Source organism: Pseudomonas sp. TE36184, assembly GCF_054060055.1.
In genome coordinates, this window is sequence record NZ_JBSSCU010000001.1 from 3,826,395 (window position 1) to 3,843,162 (window position 16,768).

Here is a 16,768-nt window from a genome sequence, read left to right on the forward strand (position 1 = left end):
ACCGGCCGCTCATCCCTCTCGGGGCAACAGCGTGTCAGCGCGGCGGGTAGCTGGAAAGGATTCGCGCGATCGTCTTGCGGATGGCGTTGCTGCGATCCTGCGGCTCGGGCGAGCTGGCCATGATCTGCTCGTCGCTGCCGCGCCAGACGAGTTTGCCGTCCTTGCCGTCGAGCAGATCGATCTGGATGGTCGCCACCTTGTAGGTGATGTTGCGCGTTTCGTTGTACATCGGCGCGCCCCAGTAGCCATTCCACGGCCCGCCCCAGGCGCCGCCGTAGTTGGTGCTGACTTGTTGCTGGCGGTCTTCGACGATCAGGTAGGCCTGCGCATTCAGGTCCGCCCGGGTGCCCGCCGCCGCAGGGCGCAGGCCGCGTTGGTCGAGTTGTTCACCGACGGCCTGGCGGATACGTTGCTCGGTGAGGTCGCTCTTGATCCGCGGATCATCGGGACGGTATTGCAGCGCCGGATCTTTCCAGGCCCAACTGCGGTAGGCGCCGAAGTCCCGGCTGGCATCGAAATCGTGGTTGACCTGGCTGGTCTGGCAACCGCCCAGCAGCACGACCAAAGCGAGCGTTGCGATACGTCCAAACATGATGGTTCTCCAACGAGCGACCCGGGCATTAAATGAGAATAGCTGTTAACTGGGAGGATACGCCGTCATTGCCTTTTGCACAGCCTTGCGCAACGCATCGGCTCGCTCACTGAGGCTGCCCTGACTGCCGGTTTCGGCGCTGGCGCTCCACACCGGCTGACCGCTGCGTGCATCGAACAGATTGACCCGCACCACCACGACCTGAACTTCATAGGTACGCACGATCGGCGCCGAGTTGTACATGCCGTAGCCATTGCCATAACGATTGTAGCCACCGTACCCATAGCCGTAGTCATCCTGGACCTGCTTGAGGCGCTTCTCCAGATGCACGTCGGCGCTCACCAGCAGGTCGGGCGCGCGGTTGTCGTGCAGGGGGCGCAAGCCTCGCTGGTCGAGGGCGCCGCTGACCGCTTCGGCAATCTGCGCCGAGTCCGCCCAGGCCGTGCCCGCCGGCAACTGGCCGTTGCGCCAGGCCCAAATGCGGTAGGCGCCGTAGTCACGCACTGGCGCGGGGTAGGCGCTGGCATCAAAGGTCCTGGCCGCCTGGGCCGGAGCCGGCGGCATCGGCGCCGAGGTGGCCACGTAGGGATTGGGGCTGGAGCAGGCGCCCAGCCCAAGGGACAACAGGATTAACCCGAAACGACGCATTTCGACCTCCACTGACTGGGCCGCTTAAACCGGACGGCAGATCCAGTGCAAATAACGCCCAAGTCCGGCAAAGCTTGGGTGACGACGATGGGCGAGCTCCATCTCCAGCACATCCTGCAACGCCACGCGGGCCTGGAATTCCACCGGCATATAATCGTGGAACACCCGCACGCCGCTCTGGCTTTCGACCTGCCAAAGCCCCTCGAGTTGCGCCGCCAGCTCTCGCGGGTCGAGCGGCTGCTGCGGGGTCAGGCTCTGTTTTTCGCCGGCCATGTCGTTCTTGCGCATTTTGCGGAAGTGGCCTTTGAGCAGGTTGCGGTAAATCAGCGCATCACGATTGTAGAACGCCAGGGACAGCCAGCCGCCAGGCACCGTCAACTGGTGCAGCACGGGCAGGATCGCGTGGGGTTCGGCCAGCCATTCGAGGACGGCGTGGCACAGCACCACATCGTAGGGTTCGGTGAGTTGGCCGAGCAGGTCTTGCCAGGGCGCATGGATGAAGGTCGCGCTCTGCCCCGCCTCGGCGAAGCGTTGGCGTGCACCGCTCAGCATCGGCTCGGCGGGTTCGGCCAGGGTCACCTGATGCCCGCGCTCGGCCAGCCACAGCGACATGTGCCCCAGGCCCGCGCCAATATCCAGCACACGCAACGGCCGTTGCGGCAGGGCTTCGGTGAGGTCGGCCTGCAACACCGCCAGGCGAATCGCGCCCTTGGCACCGCCGTAGATCTTCTCGGCAAAACGCGTGGCCAGTTGGTCGAAGTGACGATCACTCATGGATAAACCGCCGTTCGCTGTCGGCCAGCTTGGCGCGCACCACCTCGTTCATGTCCAGGCCCAACTCGCTGCACAGCAACAGCAGGTACAGCACGATATCGCCGACTTCCTGGCCGGCATGGGCGAGTGTGTCGGCGGGTAACTGGCGCGACTGGTCTTCGGTGAGCCATTGGAAGATTTCCACCAACTCGGCCATTTCCACGCTGGCGGCCATGGCCAGGTTTTTCGGGCTGTGGAATTGTTTCCAATCGTTGGTATCGCGGATGCGATGCAGGCGTTCGGTGAGGTGTTCGAGGTTCATGAGGGGCTCCTGAAGGGGTATAGCTTCGGGGGGATCAGGGATGAAGGCAAGTGAATCCGGGGGATGGACTTTAGGGCGCTATCGCAGGCAAGCCTGCTCCCACATTTGAATGGATTCGCAAATCAGAATGTGGGGGCTGGTTTGGCGGTGATGGGGTCTAGTCGACGACGCTGAATTCGATTCGGGCGGTTTGGCCGGCCTCGTCGAGAACGCTGAGCTGGTAGCGGCCCAATTGCTCGAAACTGGCGTTGATGCTGTCCTGGTTGGCGCTGTCGCCCAACGGCGCGCCGTTGAGGAACCACCAGCGCCGGCCGCTGCCGCCCAGCGCCGAGATCTTCAGGCGCAGCGCCTGTTGGCTGGCGGCGGGCAGGCGCAGTTGATCGCCTTCGCGCACGCCGACGATCGACAACGGCGAGGACGCCGCCAGGGCCGGCGGCGGACAATCGGGGTCCGCGGCCGGCAAGCGTGCGTCGCGGCGTTCGGCCCGCGGTAGCCAGGGTTCCAACGGCGCGGGCCACAGGGCAATGTTCTGCAACTGCGCGCCCGGGCAATGGGCGTCCACCCTCAAACCCTTGGGGTTGACCCAGACGCTTTCCATCAAGCCCACACCCAGCGGTTGATCCAGTGCCAGCAAGGTCGGTGGCGTGGTGTTGTCCAGCGTCCAGGCGAAGCGCTGGCGCCGGCAATTCGGATCGCTGCGACTCATGGGCTGGCCCAGCGGCCAGCAGATCGCCGCCACGCCGACATTCGCCGGCACCGGTTTGACCGGCGCGCTGATGCCACGCTGGCTGTCGCGGTTGGTCAACACATCGTGTACCTGCAACATCAAGGGCGCGGCCGAGGCCAAGCCGAACTGCCCCGGCACTGGCGTGCCGTCGGGGCGGCCGATCCACACGCCGATCAAATAGCGCGGCCCCACGCCGATCGCCCAGGCATCGCGGAACCCGTAGCTGGTGCCGGTTTTCCAGGCCAGCACCGGGCGCTGCACCAGTTCAGCACGCGGGTCGCGGTCGGGCCGCGCCTGGCCGCTGAGGATACGCCGCACAATCCAGGCGGACCCTGGCGACAGTAAAGGCCGTTCTCTAAGCGTATCGTCCGGCTGTAATCGAATCGTGGCGCTCCTGCCGTCGCGGGCGAAAGCGCTGTAGCCGCTCACCAGATCTTCCAGGCGACTGCCCGCGCCGCCCAGGATCAGCGCCAGGTTCGGCTCGGCCAACGCCGGCAGCGCCAGCGGCACCCCGCCGATACGCATCTGCGCGGCGAAGCGCTTCGGCCCGTAGGCTTCCAGCAACTGCACCGCCGGCAGGTTGAGCGAACTGGACAACGCCGTGCTCGCCGGCACCGCGCCGGTAAAGCCCATGGAGAAGTTGCCCGGCCGGTAATCGCCATAGCGCCTGGGCACATCCTGCAACAGCGATTCGGAGTGAATCAGCCCGTCGTCCAGGGCCATGCCATACAGGAAGGGCTTGAGGGTCGAGCCCGGCGAACGCAGGGCGCTGATCATGTCCACATGGCCGAAGCGCTTGGCATCATTGATGTCCACCGAGCCGAGGTAGGCGCGCACGGCCATGCTGTCTTCCTCCACCACCAGGATCGCCGCCGAGGTGTATTCCGGCAAACGCGCGCGCCAGCCCAGCAGCAGGTCTTCGAGACGGCGTTGCAGGGTGGCGTCCAGGGTGGTGCGGATCAGCGGCGGGCTGTCGGGGCGGTTCAGGCGACGGGCGAGCAAGGGCGCCAGGCTGGGCTCCAGGCGCGGCGCGAGCAGCAACGGTTCTTCCAGCGCTTCGGCCACTGCCGATGACGGCCATACCTGGAACTCGCCGAGGCGGCGCAGCACCTTGTCCCGCGCTTCCTGGGCGCGCTGGGGGTGGCGGTCGGGGCGCAGGCGACTCGGCGCCTGGGGCAACACCGCGAGCAAGGCGGCTTCGGCGTGGGTCAGTTGCGCCGGCGACTTGCCCAGATACGCCCAACTGGCCGCTGCCACGCCTTGCAAGGTGCCGCCAAACGGCGCGCGGTTCAGGTACAGGTTGAGAATCTCGGCCTTGGACAAATGCCATTCCAACTGCGCAGTGCGCCACAGCTGGCGCAGCTTGCCGTGGAACGTGCGCGAATGGGGATCGAGCAAACGGGCGACCTGCATCGACAAGGTGCTGCCGCCCGACACCACCCGCGCACCGGTCAGGTTCTGCCACGTCGCCCGCGCCAGCGCGAACGGGTTTACGCCGGGGTGCTGGTAGAACCAACGGTCCTCGTAGGTGAGCAACGCATCGAGGTAATACGGCGACACCTCAGCAGTTTGCACCGGGTAACGCCACACGCCATTGGCATCGGCAAACCGCCACAACGGCGTGCCATCCTCGGCCAGCACCACCCGCGCCAGGTCGTCCTTGGGCAGCGGCAGGGGCCAGATGCGGTCGGCCAACCACAGTAGGGCAATCATCAGGAGCAGGCTCGCGAGGGTCCAGCGAGCAACTAAACGCAAACTCAAACGGGCAAACCTCTATGCTTGTAGGGAACTAGCCTGTCGCAATAACAACCAAAGGCACAGACACGCCCACCTTCTCATCAGGACACACACATGCAGGTAGAAAGCTTCTTCGAATGGTTGGGCCAGGCGCTCGGTTCCGTCATCCGTTTTATCGTCGACGGCCTCAGCGGCATCTTCGGTGCCTTGACCCACGCCGGTGGCAACTTTATCGATGGCCTGTCGCGTACCTTGGGCATGGACACTTCCATCATCAGCATCATTACCCTGATCCTCGGCCTGATGCTGCTGTACTCGGCGGTACGCGCCTTCATGCGCGCATCGATCATCATGGGCATCATCTGGCTGATGCTCGGCCTGTGGCTACTCAGCTGGGTAGTCCACTAACCCCAAAAAAACCCCACAAATCCCTGTAGGAGGGGGCTTGCCCCCGATAGCTGTATTTCAGTCAATGCATCAGGTGACTGACCCACCGCCATCGAGGGCAAGCCCCCTCCCACATTTAGCCCTCATTCCACATTTAGCCCCATTCCCAGATTTAGCCTCCACTGCACATTTAGCCCCCATTCCACATCGAGCTTTCAACGCCCCTTGATCACCAGATCCACCGGCGTCTCCCCCACCGCCTGCCAGTTCGGCCGATACGTCGACTCCACCTGCGGCGGCGGCACCCGATACGTCCCCGGCGTCACCGCCCGCGCCAGATACAACAAGTGCGTGGTGCCATAGCCATCCAGGTTCATCGCCGCCACGTAGCGGTCATCACGAAACTCCTGATGCTTGAGCGAGGCGTTCTGCATCGACTCGCGCCATTCCTTCACCTGGCTGCTGGCGTTTTCCAGGCTTGCGGCGCTTTGCGCGAGGTTCTGGTTTTCCAGCTCCAGGCCTGCCGGCAGCAGGTCCACCACCAGGGCATCCGGTACACGCTGCTTGGCGCTGACCGCCAGATGCACCAGCACCAGGTCGCCGCTGTTGAGGCTACGCAGGTTCAGCGGCTGGCCGTTCATGCCCAGGTATTCGCGGCGGATGCTCAGGTTGTCGCCGCCAGCGGCCGGTGGCACTTGTGGATAACCCGAGATCGTCAACTGCTGGTACACCGGCGTCTCGCCCTGATTGCGCAGGCTCAGGTCGCTGGACAGCAGCGCGCCCGTCAACGCCAGCGTCGACTGTTGATTATTCAATTCGCGCACGCCGCCGCTGCCGGTGAGCGACACCTGCCAATTCGACTCGGGCTGGGCGAACCCGAGGCGCCCGGCCAGGAACAGCGAGTTGCGTTCCTGGGTCGACAGGTACGGGCTGGCCGCCAACTGATCCGACAAGGTGAACAAGCGCTCTTCACGCTTGCCCTTGGCCAGGTCGTTTTCTTCGAGCAACGCCAGGATCATCGCCTGGTCGCGCAGCGGGCTGCCGTAGTCGGCCAGCCATTCCTTGGCATTGCGCTGCGCCGCCAGCCCTGCGAGCAAGGCTTGATCGGCGCGCGGCTGGTCGCCCATCTTCTGCAAGGCGATGGCCAGTTGCACCAGCGGCAACCCGGAGCGCGCATCGCTGCGCCGCTCGAACAGACTGCGCAACGCGCCCAACGGCGCCTGCTGACTGCGCGCCAGTACCAGGCCGGCGTAGGCCTGCACAGCGAAGCGGGTGTGCTCGGCGTTGTCGCTGTAATCGACTTCGATCAGGTTGCGCTCCTGCACATACCGCAGCAGACGCTCACTGGCTTTCTTCAAGGCTTGCGGCGGCACGGCGAAGCCCTGGTCGCGGGCGCGCAGCAGGAAGTCGGTGACATAGGCGGTCAGCCAGTATTCCTCTTCGCCATCGGCGCCCCACAAGCCAAAGCTGCCGTTGTAGCGCTGCATGCCCAGCAGGCGTTCGATGCCCAGCTCGATCTTGCGTTTGCGCTCGGCGTCCGGCTCACCCTTGATGCCCAGGCGCTTGAGCAAGGCATCGTCGGCATACAGCGACGGGTACAGGCCGCTGGCGGTCTGCTCCAGGCAACCGTAGGGGTAAGCCTTGAGCGCACTGATTTGCGCGCCGAGGTTCAACGGCGGCCGGCTCGACAGGCTCAACAACGCCTCGCGCCCCGCGCTGTCGAATTGATCGAGCGCCCCCGCCGGCAAGCTCCACGGCTGCTCCTTGAGCACCGCACGATAGTGCTTGAGCAAGGCCGGATAGGCCGGGCGCACGCCCAAGGTCCATTCGCGGCTGAACGGCGGCAGGTTTTCACCGGGCAGGTCCAGGCCATTCACCGTGACCTTGAGCTTGCCCTGCCCCAGGCTGCCCCAGGCTTTCACCGGGATGCGCAGCGTGGTGCGCTGGCCCTGTTTCAGTTCAAGCGATTGCGCGGCGCTGTCGACCAGTTCCAGTTGCCCTTCGGCGCTCAGTTGCACGTCGAGCTTTTGCGCCTTGCCCGACAGGTTGGACAGGTCCAGCGCCAAGCTGGTCTGGTCGCCGCCCGCGAGGAAGCGCGGCGCCGACAGTTCGGCAATCAGCGGTGCGGCGATCACGGTTTTGGCTTCAGCCATGCCGTAGCGGTCATCGCTCCAGGCCTGGGCCATCAGGCGCAATTCGCCGTTGAAATCGGGGATATTGACGCTGACTTCACCCTCGCCCTGCGCGTTCAACGTCACCGGTGCGCTTTGCAGGGCGACGATGGTCACGCTGGTGTCCGGGCGTTTGCCGCCCTTGGCCAATGCGGCGTCACCGCCGAAGGCCAGGCTCGCCAGGCGGCCCTGGCCGGCTTCGATCAGTTGACCATAGATGTCGAACTGGTCCACGCCATACGACTTGCGGCCGAACAGGCTGGAGTACGGATCGGGCGTCGGGTATTCGGTGATATTGAGGATGCCCACGTCCACCGCCGCCACCAGCACATGCACCTGCTTGGGCACGCTGCCGTCGGCATTTTTCGCGGTAACTTTCACCGTCAGCGCTTGTTTGGGGCGCATTTTTTCCGGCGCGGTGAGGGTCAGCCCCAGTTTGCGCTGGGTGCGATCCAGCGGCAGGTGCAGCAGGCCCACCGCCCGTTTGGGGGTGATGTTGGCTTTGCGCTCGCCGGGGCGGATCACCAGGGCGCTGACGTAGAGGTCATGGCGCGCCCATTTCGGGTCGAGTTTCACGGCGAAGCTTTTGCCCTCGGCCGGCACGTCGATCGCCTGCCACCACAGCGGCCCCTCGGCGGACTCGACCAGCAGGTAGCCTTTACCGGCCGCCGGCGGTGTCACCGTGACATTGGCGGTATCGCCGTCGCCATAGGCGGGTTTGTCCAGCGCCAGCTTGACCTGATCGGGGCGCACGGCGCCGCCTTCGGTGTTGTCCTGGGCCTGGTAGCCGGCCCAGAAGCGCAGGCTGCTGACCAGCCCGGTCTGCGGGTCTTCGACCTCGACGCGGTACGGGCCCCACTCCACCTGGAAGCTGACTTTGGCGGTGTCGCCGGCCTTGATGTCCAGGCTCTGTTCGTCGAGGTTGAGGAATTTCTCGTTGTAGTGGTAGCTCCAGCCGTCGCTGTCCGAGTAATTCCAGTAGTAGTCACGGCGCTCGCGCACCAGGCGGACCTTGAGGTTTTTCGCGGCGAGTTTCTGCCCGTCCTGGTTGGCCAGCAGCACTTCGAATTCCGCCGGGCCGTCGCCGTTGGTTTCCTTGCCGTCAAACAGCCCGCGCAGGCCCGGCAACTGCTCGGCCGGCCAGATCGGCTGCACCAGGCGCCGGGTGATCGGCCGCCCGCCCGATTCATGCAGGCTGGCTTGCACGATCAGTTGCAGCGGCGACTTGGCGTCGGCCCATTTGCTTTCCAGGGTCAGGGCTTCCTGGCCCTTGGCGTCGAGCACGCTTTCATCCAGTTCGAAATCCTGGCTCAGCTCTTCTTCGGTGACGGAGCCGAACTGGTAACCCGGCAGCGATTCCACCGCCTCGCGCAGCGGACGCACATACACCTGCCCGCTGACCCGGTTGCCCGACGCCGGCGCGCCATACAGGTAGCGGCCGTTGACCTGAATGACCGGGTTATCCGCCGGGCTCAATGCCGTGTCGCTGCCCTTGAGTTCCAGCGCCAGGCGCTCGGGCAGGAAGTCTTCGACGAGGAACTCGTACAACTGCGGCTTGCCATCGCCCAGGTCGAACACCAGCTGCCAACGCCCGGTCGGCGCTTCGCCGGCCAATTGCAGTTGATATTGATAGAGGCCGGAGGCGTCGGCGTCCCAGACGAATTTGCGGCTGACCTGCTCATCCGGGCGGCGCACTTCGACGCTCACTGGCTGCGGCTTGACCGCGTTGCCGTCCTTGTCGCGCAGCAAGGCGTTAAGCAGCACGGTTTCGCCAGGGCGATACAGATCGCGTGGGCCGAACACAAAGAACTGCAGCGGGTGCGACGGTTGGCCGCCGATATCGAACTCCGCCAGATCGAGCGCGGCGCTGTCCAGGCGCAACAGGCTGGTTTGTTCGCCCTGCTTGGCCAGCAGCACCTGGGCCTTTTTCGGCAACGGCAATTCGGCGTGACCGCCCTGCTCGGTCTTGCCCTGCCCCACCACCCGGCCCTCGGCATCGAGCACTTCGAGGTCGACGCCATCCAGCGCCTTGCCACCGTCCAGCGCCTGGGTAAACACATCCAGGCGATTGGCGTAGCGGTGAACCGACAGGCCGATATCACTCAAGGTGAACAGCGTGGCCGGTTGCGAATAGTTGTAGGTGCCCGACGCCCGCATCACCGCCAGGTATACGCCCGGCTGCTGCAGTTGCTTGAGGCCGGCGATCGGCAGCAACAGGGTTTCGCGGGTATTGCGCGCCGGGTTCAGGTCGAAGCGGCCGCCGTAGACCAGATCGGCCAGCGGCAGCAGTTCGCGGGATTCATAGCTTTGCAGGCTGGTATTGCGCCCCCACTGGGCGAGGAACGATGGCAGGGATTCGGGCTTGATCCGGAAGAATTCGACATCGATCTTGTCGACATTCAGCGCAATCACCGGCAACCCCTCGGCCAGCCGCGTGGGCAACAGCGTGCCACGGCTGGCGAAACCGACGGTGGCTTGCAGGTCACGGGTTTCCAGGCGGGCGACGTACTCGGCGGGCAACAGGTTGTCATTCACCGCACGCACGCCGGGGTCGACCGTCAGCACCAACTTGCGCTGCGGCTCCAGGTGGCGCAGGCGCAACTCCATCAGGTTATCCGACAGCTCCCAGGCGCCGTCGACCTTGCCCGACTTGCTGTCCACCAGATGCAGCTTGTCGGCGAACTTCTGCTCCGGATCCAACGGAATGGAAAAGCTCACCGACAAGGTGCTGGCGCCGTCCAACTGAATCGCCCCGGGTTTCGTAGACACCTCTTTGCCTTAAACTGAGGCCAATTAGGAGGTGCCATGAGCAACCCGCGTTACCCCGAAGAATTCAAAATCCAAGCAGTCAATCAAGTGACCGAAAAGAAGCTGCCTGTCGCTGAGGTAGCGGCCCGTCTCGGCGTGTCAACGCATAGCCTCTATGCCTGGATAAAGCGCTACAGCAAACCTCAAGAAGAACGGCAGCAGGATGATGACCAGCACGCTGAACTGCGTCGTCTGCGAGCGGAGCTAAAGCGCGTTACTGAAGAGCGAGACATATTAAAAAAGGCCGCCGCGTACTTTGCCAAGGAGTGCGGCTGAAGTACGCCTTTATCAAGCAGCGCGCCGGCGACTATTCCATTCGACGGCTTTGCCTCACGCTGAAAGTCCATCCCAGTGGCTATTACGCCTGGTTGTCTGAGCCGCAATCTGCACGCGCCAAAGACGACCAGCGACTGCTGGGTTTGATCAAGCATTCATGGCTGGAAAGTGGTGGCGTTTATGGCTATCGCAAAATCCATGACGATCTGCGCGAGGTCGGTGAAGTTTGCGGGCGCCATCGCGTGGCAAGGCTGATGCGTCTTGAAGGGCTGCGCTCTCAGACAGGTTATCGACGCCGCCCAGGAAAGTACGGCGGTAAGCCAGCGGTCGCCTCACCCAATTTGTTGAAGCGCCAGTTCGATGTCGTGGAACCCAACAAGGTTTGGGTCACCGACATCACCTACATTCGTACTTATGAAGGCTGGTTGTATTTGGCGGTGGTGCTGGATCTGTTTTCTCGTCAGGTCGTTGGCTGGTCAATGAAGTCGCAGATGACCAGTGATTTGGCCATTGATGCGTTGTTGATGGCGGTTTGGAGGCGTAAACCGAAGCAAGAGGTGATGGTTCATTCCGACCAAGGCAGCCAATACAGCAGCTCCGATTGGCGCAGCTTTTTAAAGGCAAACAATTTGGTTGCCAGTATGAGTCGCCGAGGCAACTGTCATGACAACGCCGTGGCCGAGAGCTTTTTCCAGCTTCTGAAACGGGAACGGATCAAGCGAAAAATCTACACCACGCGGGAAGATGCTCGGAGTGATGTGTTCGATTACATCGAGATGTTCTACAACGTAAAACGCCGCCATGGTTTCAACAAGCAGCTGTCACCGGTAGAGTTTGAAAAGCGTTACGCAATGAGCTTGCAAGGTGTCTAGAGAATCCGGGGCGATTCAAACTGCACCTCGGACACGTCCACCACACTCAACTCACGCCCGGCGTAGCGCTGCTTCAGCGCCGCCACATCCACCGCCGCCTTGGCCGGCTTCGGCGCCACGCTGCTCGCGGCTGCCGGCGCGCTCGGCGCAGTCGGTTTATCGGAAGAATCGCAGGCGCTCAGCAGGGCCAGCGCGCAAGCCAGGAACAGTCCTTTGTTAAGCATGGGGCACTCGTCGTCAGAGGGAACCGAGGGATGAACTATATATCAGCGCCAGCCAAGCCGATGTGGCGCTGGTCACATTGACCGACGGAGGGCAGTTTGGTTCTTCGCGTCACGCGATCCAAGCCAAATCCCACAAACACAAAAGATCAAAATCACAAAAAATCAAAATGTGGAATGAGGGACTAAATGTGGAATGAGGGCCAAATGTGGAATGAGGCCAAATGTGGGAGGGGGCTTGCCCCCGATGGCGGTGAGTCAGTCAGCTTATTTGTAGCTGATCCACTGCAATCGGGGGCAAGCCCCCTCCCACATTTGGCCCTCCCACATTTGACCCTCCTCACATTTGGCCCTCCTCACATTTGCCCTCCTCACATTTGGCCCTCCTCACATTTGCCCTCCTCCCACATTTAACCCCCCATTCCACATTGGTTCTGCGGCGTGCTGGGGGGACAGTTACAATGCCGCTCCCCCAAGGAGCCTGCATGTCCACCTTACTGACCGACTGGCGCCACCGCCCCACCCACCGCCGCGTCTGGGCCTTGGCCGCGCCGATGATCCTGTCGAACATCTCGGTACCGCTGGTGGCCCTGGTCGACAGCATGGTCATCGGCCACCTGCCCCACGCCCACCAACTGGGCGCCGTGGCGGTCGGGGCCAGCCTGTATACCTTCCTGGCCTGGGCCATGGGTTTTCTGCGCATGGGCTCCACCGGTTTCGCCGCCCAGGCCGCCGGGCGCAACGATGGCGCGGCGCTGCGGCAAATCCTGCTGCAAGGTCTGTTGCTGGCGCTGGGCCTGGCGATGTTGCTCGGTACAGTGGGCATCCCGCTGAGCCACCTGGCCCTGGAATGGATGCAGCCCTCCCCCGAACTCAATCAACTGACCCGCGAGTTCTTCCACACCCGCCTGTTCGGCCTGCCCGCCGCGTTGGCCAGCTATGCCTTGGTCGGCTGGTTCCTCGGCACGCAAAACGCGCGGGCGCCACTGGCGATTTTGCTGACCACCAACCTGGTCAACATCGCCCTCAACCTGTGGTTCGTCCTCGGCCTGGATTGGGGCGTCGTCGGCTCCGCACGCGCCTCGGTGATCGCCGAATGGACCGGCGCCCTGCTCGGCCTGGCCCTCACGCAAAAAGCCCTGCGCGCCTACCCCGGGCATATCGCCTGGGCCGCCTTGCAACGCTGGCACAGCTGGCGCCCGCTGCTGGCGGTGAACCGCGATATTTTTATCCGCAGCCTGGCATTGCAGTCGGTGTTTTTCATGATCACGGTGCAAGGCGCACGCCTGGGCGACGCCACCGTGGCCGCCAACGCGCTGTTGCTCAACGGCCTGCTGCTGACCGCCCACGCCCTGGACGGCCTGGCCCATGCGGTCGAAGCCCTGTGCGGCCATGCCATTGGCGCGCACGACCGTCAGGCGTTGCGCCGCTCATTAGTGGTCGCCTGCGGTTGGTCGCTGATCGCCAGCGTCGGTTTCGCCCTGCTCTTCACCTTCGCCGGCCACCTGTTCATCGCCATGCAGACCGACATTCCCAGCGTGCGCGAAACCGCCGACATCTACCTGCCATACCTGGCGGTGCTGCCGTTGATTGCGGTGTGGAGTTATCTGCTGGACGGGCTGTTCATCGGCGCCACGCGCGCGCGGGAAATGCGTAACGGCATGCTGCTGACGGTGCTGATCCTGCTGCCATTCGCCTGGCTGTTGCAGGGCTACGGCAACCACGGCCTTTGGATCAGCTTCCTGCTGTTCATGGCCGTGCGCAGTCTTACGCTTTGGACGATTGCCTGGCGTTTGAACCGACAGAATCAGTGGCCGGCATAAGCACCCCTCACCGTCACCGTCACGGTCACTGTAGGAGCGAGCTTGCTCGCGAAGATCGTCAACGATGACATGGGCTGTCTGGATGCCCGTGTTGCCTGAACGTTTTTCGCGAGCAAGCTCGCTCCTACAAGGATGGGTGCTTAGGAGGACAGGTAAGACGAACGCGTCAGGCCCAAGCGCAACGCATCCAGAAACTGCGTGCGCTCGCTGGCACTGATCTTCGCGCTCGCGCACTTGTCACGGTAATGGGTCATCAACTCCTCCGGCGACAAGTGCACATAACGCAGCATGTCTTCAATGGTGTCGTGGGTCTCGATTCCGGCGCTGTACACCGAACCGTCTTCACGCTGATAGATGTTCACCGAGTCGGTGTCACCGAACAGGTTGTGCATGTCACCGAGGATTTCCTGGTAGGCGCCGACCAGGAAGATACCCAGCAGGTAGTCTTCGCCCTCTTTCAGCGCGTGTACCGGCAGGCTGGTCTCGATGCTCTGCTCGTCGACGTATTGCTTGATCTTGCCGTCGGAGTCGCAGGTCAAGTCCTGCAATACCGCGCGGCGCATCGGTTCTTCGTCGAGGCGGTGCAGCGGCAGGATCGGCAATACCTGGCCGATGGCCCAGGTGTCCGGCAGGCTCTGGAACACCGAGAAGTTGCAGATGTATTTATCCGCCAGCTTGTCGTTGAGTTCGTCGAGCACCTGGCGGTGCGAACGCTGGCGCGCTTTCAGCGAGTTATGCAGGCGGCGGCACACGGCGAAGTAGCACTGTTCAGCCAGGGCTTTTTCCGCCAGGGTCAGTTTGCCGTCGGCGTACTGGGTGGCCACGTCGCTCATGTAGTGAGTGGCGCGCCAGTAGGTTTCGGTGACCATCTCGATGTCGGTCGGGCCGAGCAGGTCCACCAGCCATTGCACGGTTTCCGGCAGGTTTTCCTTGTTCTCGATCTGCGGCATTTCGTCGTTGTGTTTCTCGACGTCGGTGACTTGCACCACCAGCATGGCGTGGTGGGCGGTCAGGGAACGGCCGCTCTCGGAGAAGATGTTCGGGTGCGGCAGGCTCTGCGCGTCGCAGAACTCCTTGAGCATGCCCACGACGACACCGGCGTAGTCGTCCATGTCGTAGTTGATCGAGCTGGCGTTGCGCGAGTGAGTACCGTCGTAGTCCACGCCCAGGCCGCCGCCGACGTCGATGTGGTCCACCGGCAGGCCGAGGTTGCGCAGTTCGCCGTAGTAACGAATGGCTTCCTTGAACCCGTGCTGGTAGTCGGCCAGGTTGGCGATCTGCGAGCCCATGTGGAAGTGCAGCAGGCGGATGCCCTGGTCCAGGCTGGCGGCGCGGAAGCGCTCGACGACCGACAGCAGTTGCGCCGCCGACAGCCCGAACTTGGATTTCTCACCGCCAGTGTCGGCCCACTTGCTCGACGCCAGGGACGACAGGCGCACGCGCAGGCCGACCTGTGGCTTGACCTTGAGGTTGGCGGCTTCTTCGATCACCAGCTCAACTTCGGACTCTTTCTCGATCACGATGAACACGTTGTGACCCAGCTTCTGGCCCATCAGCGCCAGGCGGATGAATTCGCGGTCCTTGTAACCGTTGCAGACGATGGTCCCGCCTTTCGGCGCCAGGGCCAGCACGGCCAGCAGTTCCGGCTTGGAGCCGGCTTCCAGGCCAATGGACACGTCCTGGGTGGCGATGATGTTTTCGATCACCGCCTCCTGCTGGTTCACCTTGATCGGGTACAGCGCGGTGTATTTGCTCTGGTATTCCAGACGCTCGATGTTCGAATCGAACGCACCGGTCAACTGGCGCACGCGGTCTTGCAGGATGTCGGGAAAACGCACCAGCAGCGGCAAGGACAAGCCGCTTTTGCGCAGCTCGTCGACTTGCTCGTACAGGTCGACAGGCGTGCTTTTCGGGCCGTTCGGACGGACTTCAACGCGACCGGCATCATTGATCGCGAAATACCCGGCCCCCCAATGACGAATCCCGTAAACACTGCGGCTGTCCGCAACTGTCCATTGGCTGCCATCGTCTTTGCGTGTGCGTCGTACGGACATTGAAGTCCCCTATAAATGAAGTCGAAGGCGCCGCCCCTCGTTGGAGGCTGGCGCAGTCTAAAGAATGAAAATGACGATTTGCCTGTGAGTAAGGTCAGACCCCACTCGCAGGACAGAGTTTAGACACTGGTTGGAAAGAGGCTGTCAGCCGCCGGACTTCTTGGCCTTGTACCCGAGCTTGATCAGCTCGGCCAACAGCAACTCGACGTGATCGCCCTGGATCTCGATGACCCCGTCTTTCAACGCGCCACCGGTGCCACAACGCTTTTTCAGCGTGGTGGCGAGTTCCTTCAGCGCGTCTTCGGCCAGCGGCACGCCGGTGATGGTGGTCACCGTCTTGCCGCCACGGCCTTTGCTCTCGCGTCGCACGCGGGCAATGCCGTCGCCTTCGGGGATCAGGGTTTGTTTGCAGGTACAGGCGTCCACGGGCTGACGACAGTCCGGGCAGTGTCGACCTGCGTCGGTGGAAAATACCAGGCCACCGAGGGCGGCGAAGGATGCGGCTTTTTTGGCCACCGGCAATCCTCTTGTGAGGACAAAGACTGATCGGCAAACGCTCAGGCGGTTGCCGACCGCGAAGCCCCACTCAGGCAGGGGCAGCGCTACCGAACCCCCCATGTCATTGCCCCCGATTCCCTGTAGGAGCGAGCTCGCTCGCGAAGATCGCCAACGATGACGCGGACATTCAGGATGCCCACAGCGCGCTTGAGGTTTTCGCGAGCAAGCTCGCTCCTACAGGAATCAGGGGGTGGAACAAGGGTGGTTCGGGTGAAAAGTCGCGCAGTGTAACCACAAAAAGCTCACTTGCTAAGAGCCAAATCGCGCCAATTTATACAACTTTAGCGACGTGAGGCCAGATAGCGCCGCAAGCCCTCTTGCGCGTCCGGGCAGTAGGGCTTTTGTTGCGCTTCCTGCAGGACAATTTCAAGGGGTAAAAAGCGCGCTTCCATGACTTCTTCAGGCTGCAGGCACAGCGCACCGTCCCACACGGCGGAGTAGGATCTGCACCAAAGTCGGCTGTCGCCGTCCTCGAAGTAGAAATGGTCATGCTCGACCAACTCCACCCCGCCCACGCCGAGCTCTTCTGCAAGCTCGCGGGCGGCCGACTCGGCATAACTCTCGCCGTCCGCCACCATCCCGCCTGCCGCCGTGTCCCAGAAACCGGGGTACAGGGCTTTGCTCAGGGTGCGTCGGTGTACGCACAGTTCACCTGCCGAGTTGAACAGGAAGATAAAGGTGCAACGGCCAATCAGGCCGCGCTGGCGCAGGTCGGAGCGCACCAGGGCGCCGAGCGGGTTGTCGTGCTCGTCGACCCAGCAGATCAGTTCCGCATCGGAGGCTGCGCGGTGCGCGGCCTCCTTTTGAGTCACGTCCATC

At 63.1% G+C, this 16,768-nt stretch carries 11 protein-coding genes and 2 pseudogenes; 3 read left to right on the forward strand and 10 right to left on the reverse strand.

From position 1 onward, the window contains the following. Positions 1-34 precede the first annotated feature (34 nt). The 5 genes from ACVWZP_RS17260 to pbpC all read right to left on the reverse strand — a co-directional run bounded on the left by ACVWZP_RS17260 (position 35) and on the right by pbpC (position 4,803). Positions 35-592: a DUF4136 domain-containing protein gene (locus ACVWZP_RS17260; protein ID WP_046485731.1), complete on the reverse strand. Its 558-nt coding sequence runs from the start codon at positions 590-592 to the stop codon at positions 35-37. A gap of 45 nt (positions 593-637) precedes the next feature. After that, entirely contained in the window at positions 638-1,240 is a 603-nt protein-coding gene (locus tag ACVWZP_RS17265; protein WP_046485729.1) for a DUF4136 domain-containing protein, read from the reverse strand. Positions 1,241-1,264: 24 nt separating this feature from the next. Further along, positions 1,265-2,014: a methyltransferase gene (locus ACVWZP_RS17270; RefSeq protein WP_017849653.1), complete on the reverse strand. Its 750-nt coding sequence runs from the start codon at positions 2,012-2,014 to the stop codon at positions 1,265-1,267. Continuing rightward, entirely contained in the window at positions 2,007-2,315 is a 309-nt protein-coding gene (locus tag ACVWZP_RS17275; RefSeq protein WP_017849654.1) for a MazG-like family protein, read from the reverse strand. Before ACVWZP_RS17275 ends, ACVWZP_RS17270 begins: the two co-directional genes overlap by 8 nt. A 157-nt stretch (positions 2,316-2,472) precedes the next feature. Next, entirely contained in the window at positions 2,473-4,803 is a 2,331-nt protein-coding gene (gene pbpC / locus ACVWZP_RS17280; RefSeq protein WP_128192619.1) for a peptidoglycan glycosyltransferase PbpC, read from the reverse strand. 90 nt (positions 4,804-4,893) lie between these two features. Here pbpC and ACVWZP_RS17285 point away from each other — a divergent pair, with 90 nt between their 5' ends. Beyond that, positions 4,894-5,187, forward strand: a complete 294-nt coding sequence (locus ACVWZP_RS17285) for a hypothetical protein (protein ID WP_017849656.1) — start codon at positions 4,894-4,896, stop codon at positions 5,185-5,187. A 194-nt stretch (positions 5,188-5,381) separates the two neighbouring features. On the opposite strand, the pseudogene ACVWZP_RS17290 reads toward ACVWZP_RS17285, so the two are convergent. Continuing rightward, positions 5,382-10,085: pseudogene (locus ACVWZP_RS17290) on the reverse strand (alpha-2-macroglobulin family protein); the annotation flags it as partial. Positions 10,086-10,142: 57 nt separating this feature from the next. Here ACVWZP_RS17290 and ACVWZP_RS17295 point away from each other — a divergent pair. Then, a protein-coding gene (locus ACVWZP_RS17295; RefSeq protein WP_457369968.1) for an IS3 family transposase occupies positions 10,143-11,293 on the forward strand; the annotation gives its coding sequence in 2 pieces (ribosomal slippage) (positions 10,143-10,380 and positions 10,380-11,293; 1,152 coding nt in all). Here the strand turns inward: ACVWZP_RS17295 and ACVWZP_RS17300 are convergent. Next, positions 11,293-11,517 (reverse strand): annotated as a pseudogene (locus ACVWZP_RS17300) (hypothetical protein); the annotation flags it as partial. The gene ACVWZP_RS17295 and the pseudogene ACVWZP_RS17300 overlap by 1 nt on opposite strands. 482 nt (positions 11,518-11,999) lie before the next feature. Here ACVWZP_RS17300 and ACVWZP_RS17305 point away from each other — a divergent pair. Further along, entirely contained in the window at positions 12,000-13,337 is a 1,338-nt protein-coding gene (locus ACVWZP_RS17305; protein ID WP_457369969.1) for an MATE family efflux transporter, read from the forward strand. Positions 13,338-13,477: 140 nt separating this feature from the next. On the opposite strand, the gene speA is transcribed toward ACVWZP_RS17305, so the two are convergent. From speA to ACVWZP_RS17320, 3 genes are all read right to left on the reverse strand, one after another. Beyond that, positions 13,478-15,391: an arginine decarboxylase gene (speA, locus tag ACVWZP_RS17310; protein ID WP_057005974.1), complete on the reverse strand. Its 1,914-nt coding sequence runs from the start codon at positions 15,389-15,391 to the stop codon at positions 13,478-13,480. Between the two features lie 144 nt (positions 15,392-15,535). Then, positions 15,536-15,907 carry a translation initiation factor Sui1 gene (locus ACVWZP_RS17315; RefSeq protein WP_017849660.1) on the reverse strand — a complete coding sequence of 124 codons (372 nt, stop codon included), beginning with the start codon at positions 15,905-15,907 and terminating at the stop codon, positions 15,536-15,538. Positions 15,908-16,230: 323 nt separating this feature from the next. Then, positions 16,231-16,767, reverse strand: coding sequence for an NUDIX hydrolase (locus ACVWZP_RS17320; RefSeq protein ID WP_079442750.1), 537 nt, complete (start codon positions 16,765-16,767; stop codon positions 16,231-16,233). Position 16,768: the final 1 nt, after the last annotated feature.

Bases quoted from the DNA above. Each gene is read 5' to 3' on its own strand.
- ACVWZP_RS17260 (WP_046485731.1), bottom strand. From the start codon at position 592: ATGTTTGGACGTATCGCAACGCTCGCTTTGGTCGTGCTGCTGGGCGGT.
- ACVWZP_RS17265 (WP_046485729.1), bottom strand. From the start codon at position 1,240: ATGCGTCGTTTCGGGTTAATCCTGTTGTCCCTTGGGCTGGGCGCCTGC.
- ACVWZP_RS17270 (WP_017849653.1), bottom strand. From the start codon at position 2,014: ATGAGTGATCGTCACTTCGACCAACTGGCCACGCGTTTTGCCGAGAAG.
- ACVWZP_RS17275 (WP_017849654.1), bottom strand. From the start codon at position 2,315: ATGAACCTCGAACACCTCACCGAACGCCTGCATCGCATCCGCGATACC.
- ACVWZP_RS17285 (WP_017849656.1), top strand. From the start codon at position 4,894: ATGCAGGTAGAAAGCTTCTTCGAATGGTTGGGCCAGGCGCTCGGTTCC.
- ACVWZP_RS17305 (WP_457369969.1), top strand. From the start codon at position 12,000: ATGTCCACCTTACTGACCGACTGGCGCCACCGCCCCACCCACCGCCGC.
- speA (WP_057005974.1), bottom strand. From the start codon at position 15,391: ATGTCCGTACGACGCACACGCAAAGACGATGGCAGCCAATGGACAGTT.
- ACVWZP_RS17320 (WP_079442750.1), bottom strand. From the start codon at position 16,767: ATGGACGTGACTCAAAAGGAGGCCGCGCACCGCGCAGCCTCCGATGCG.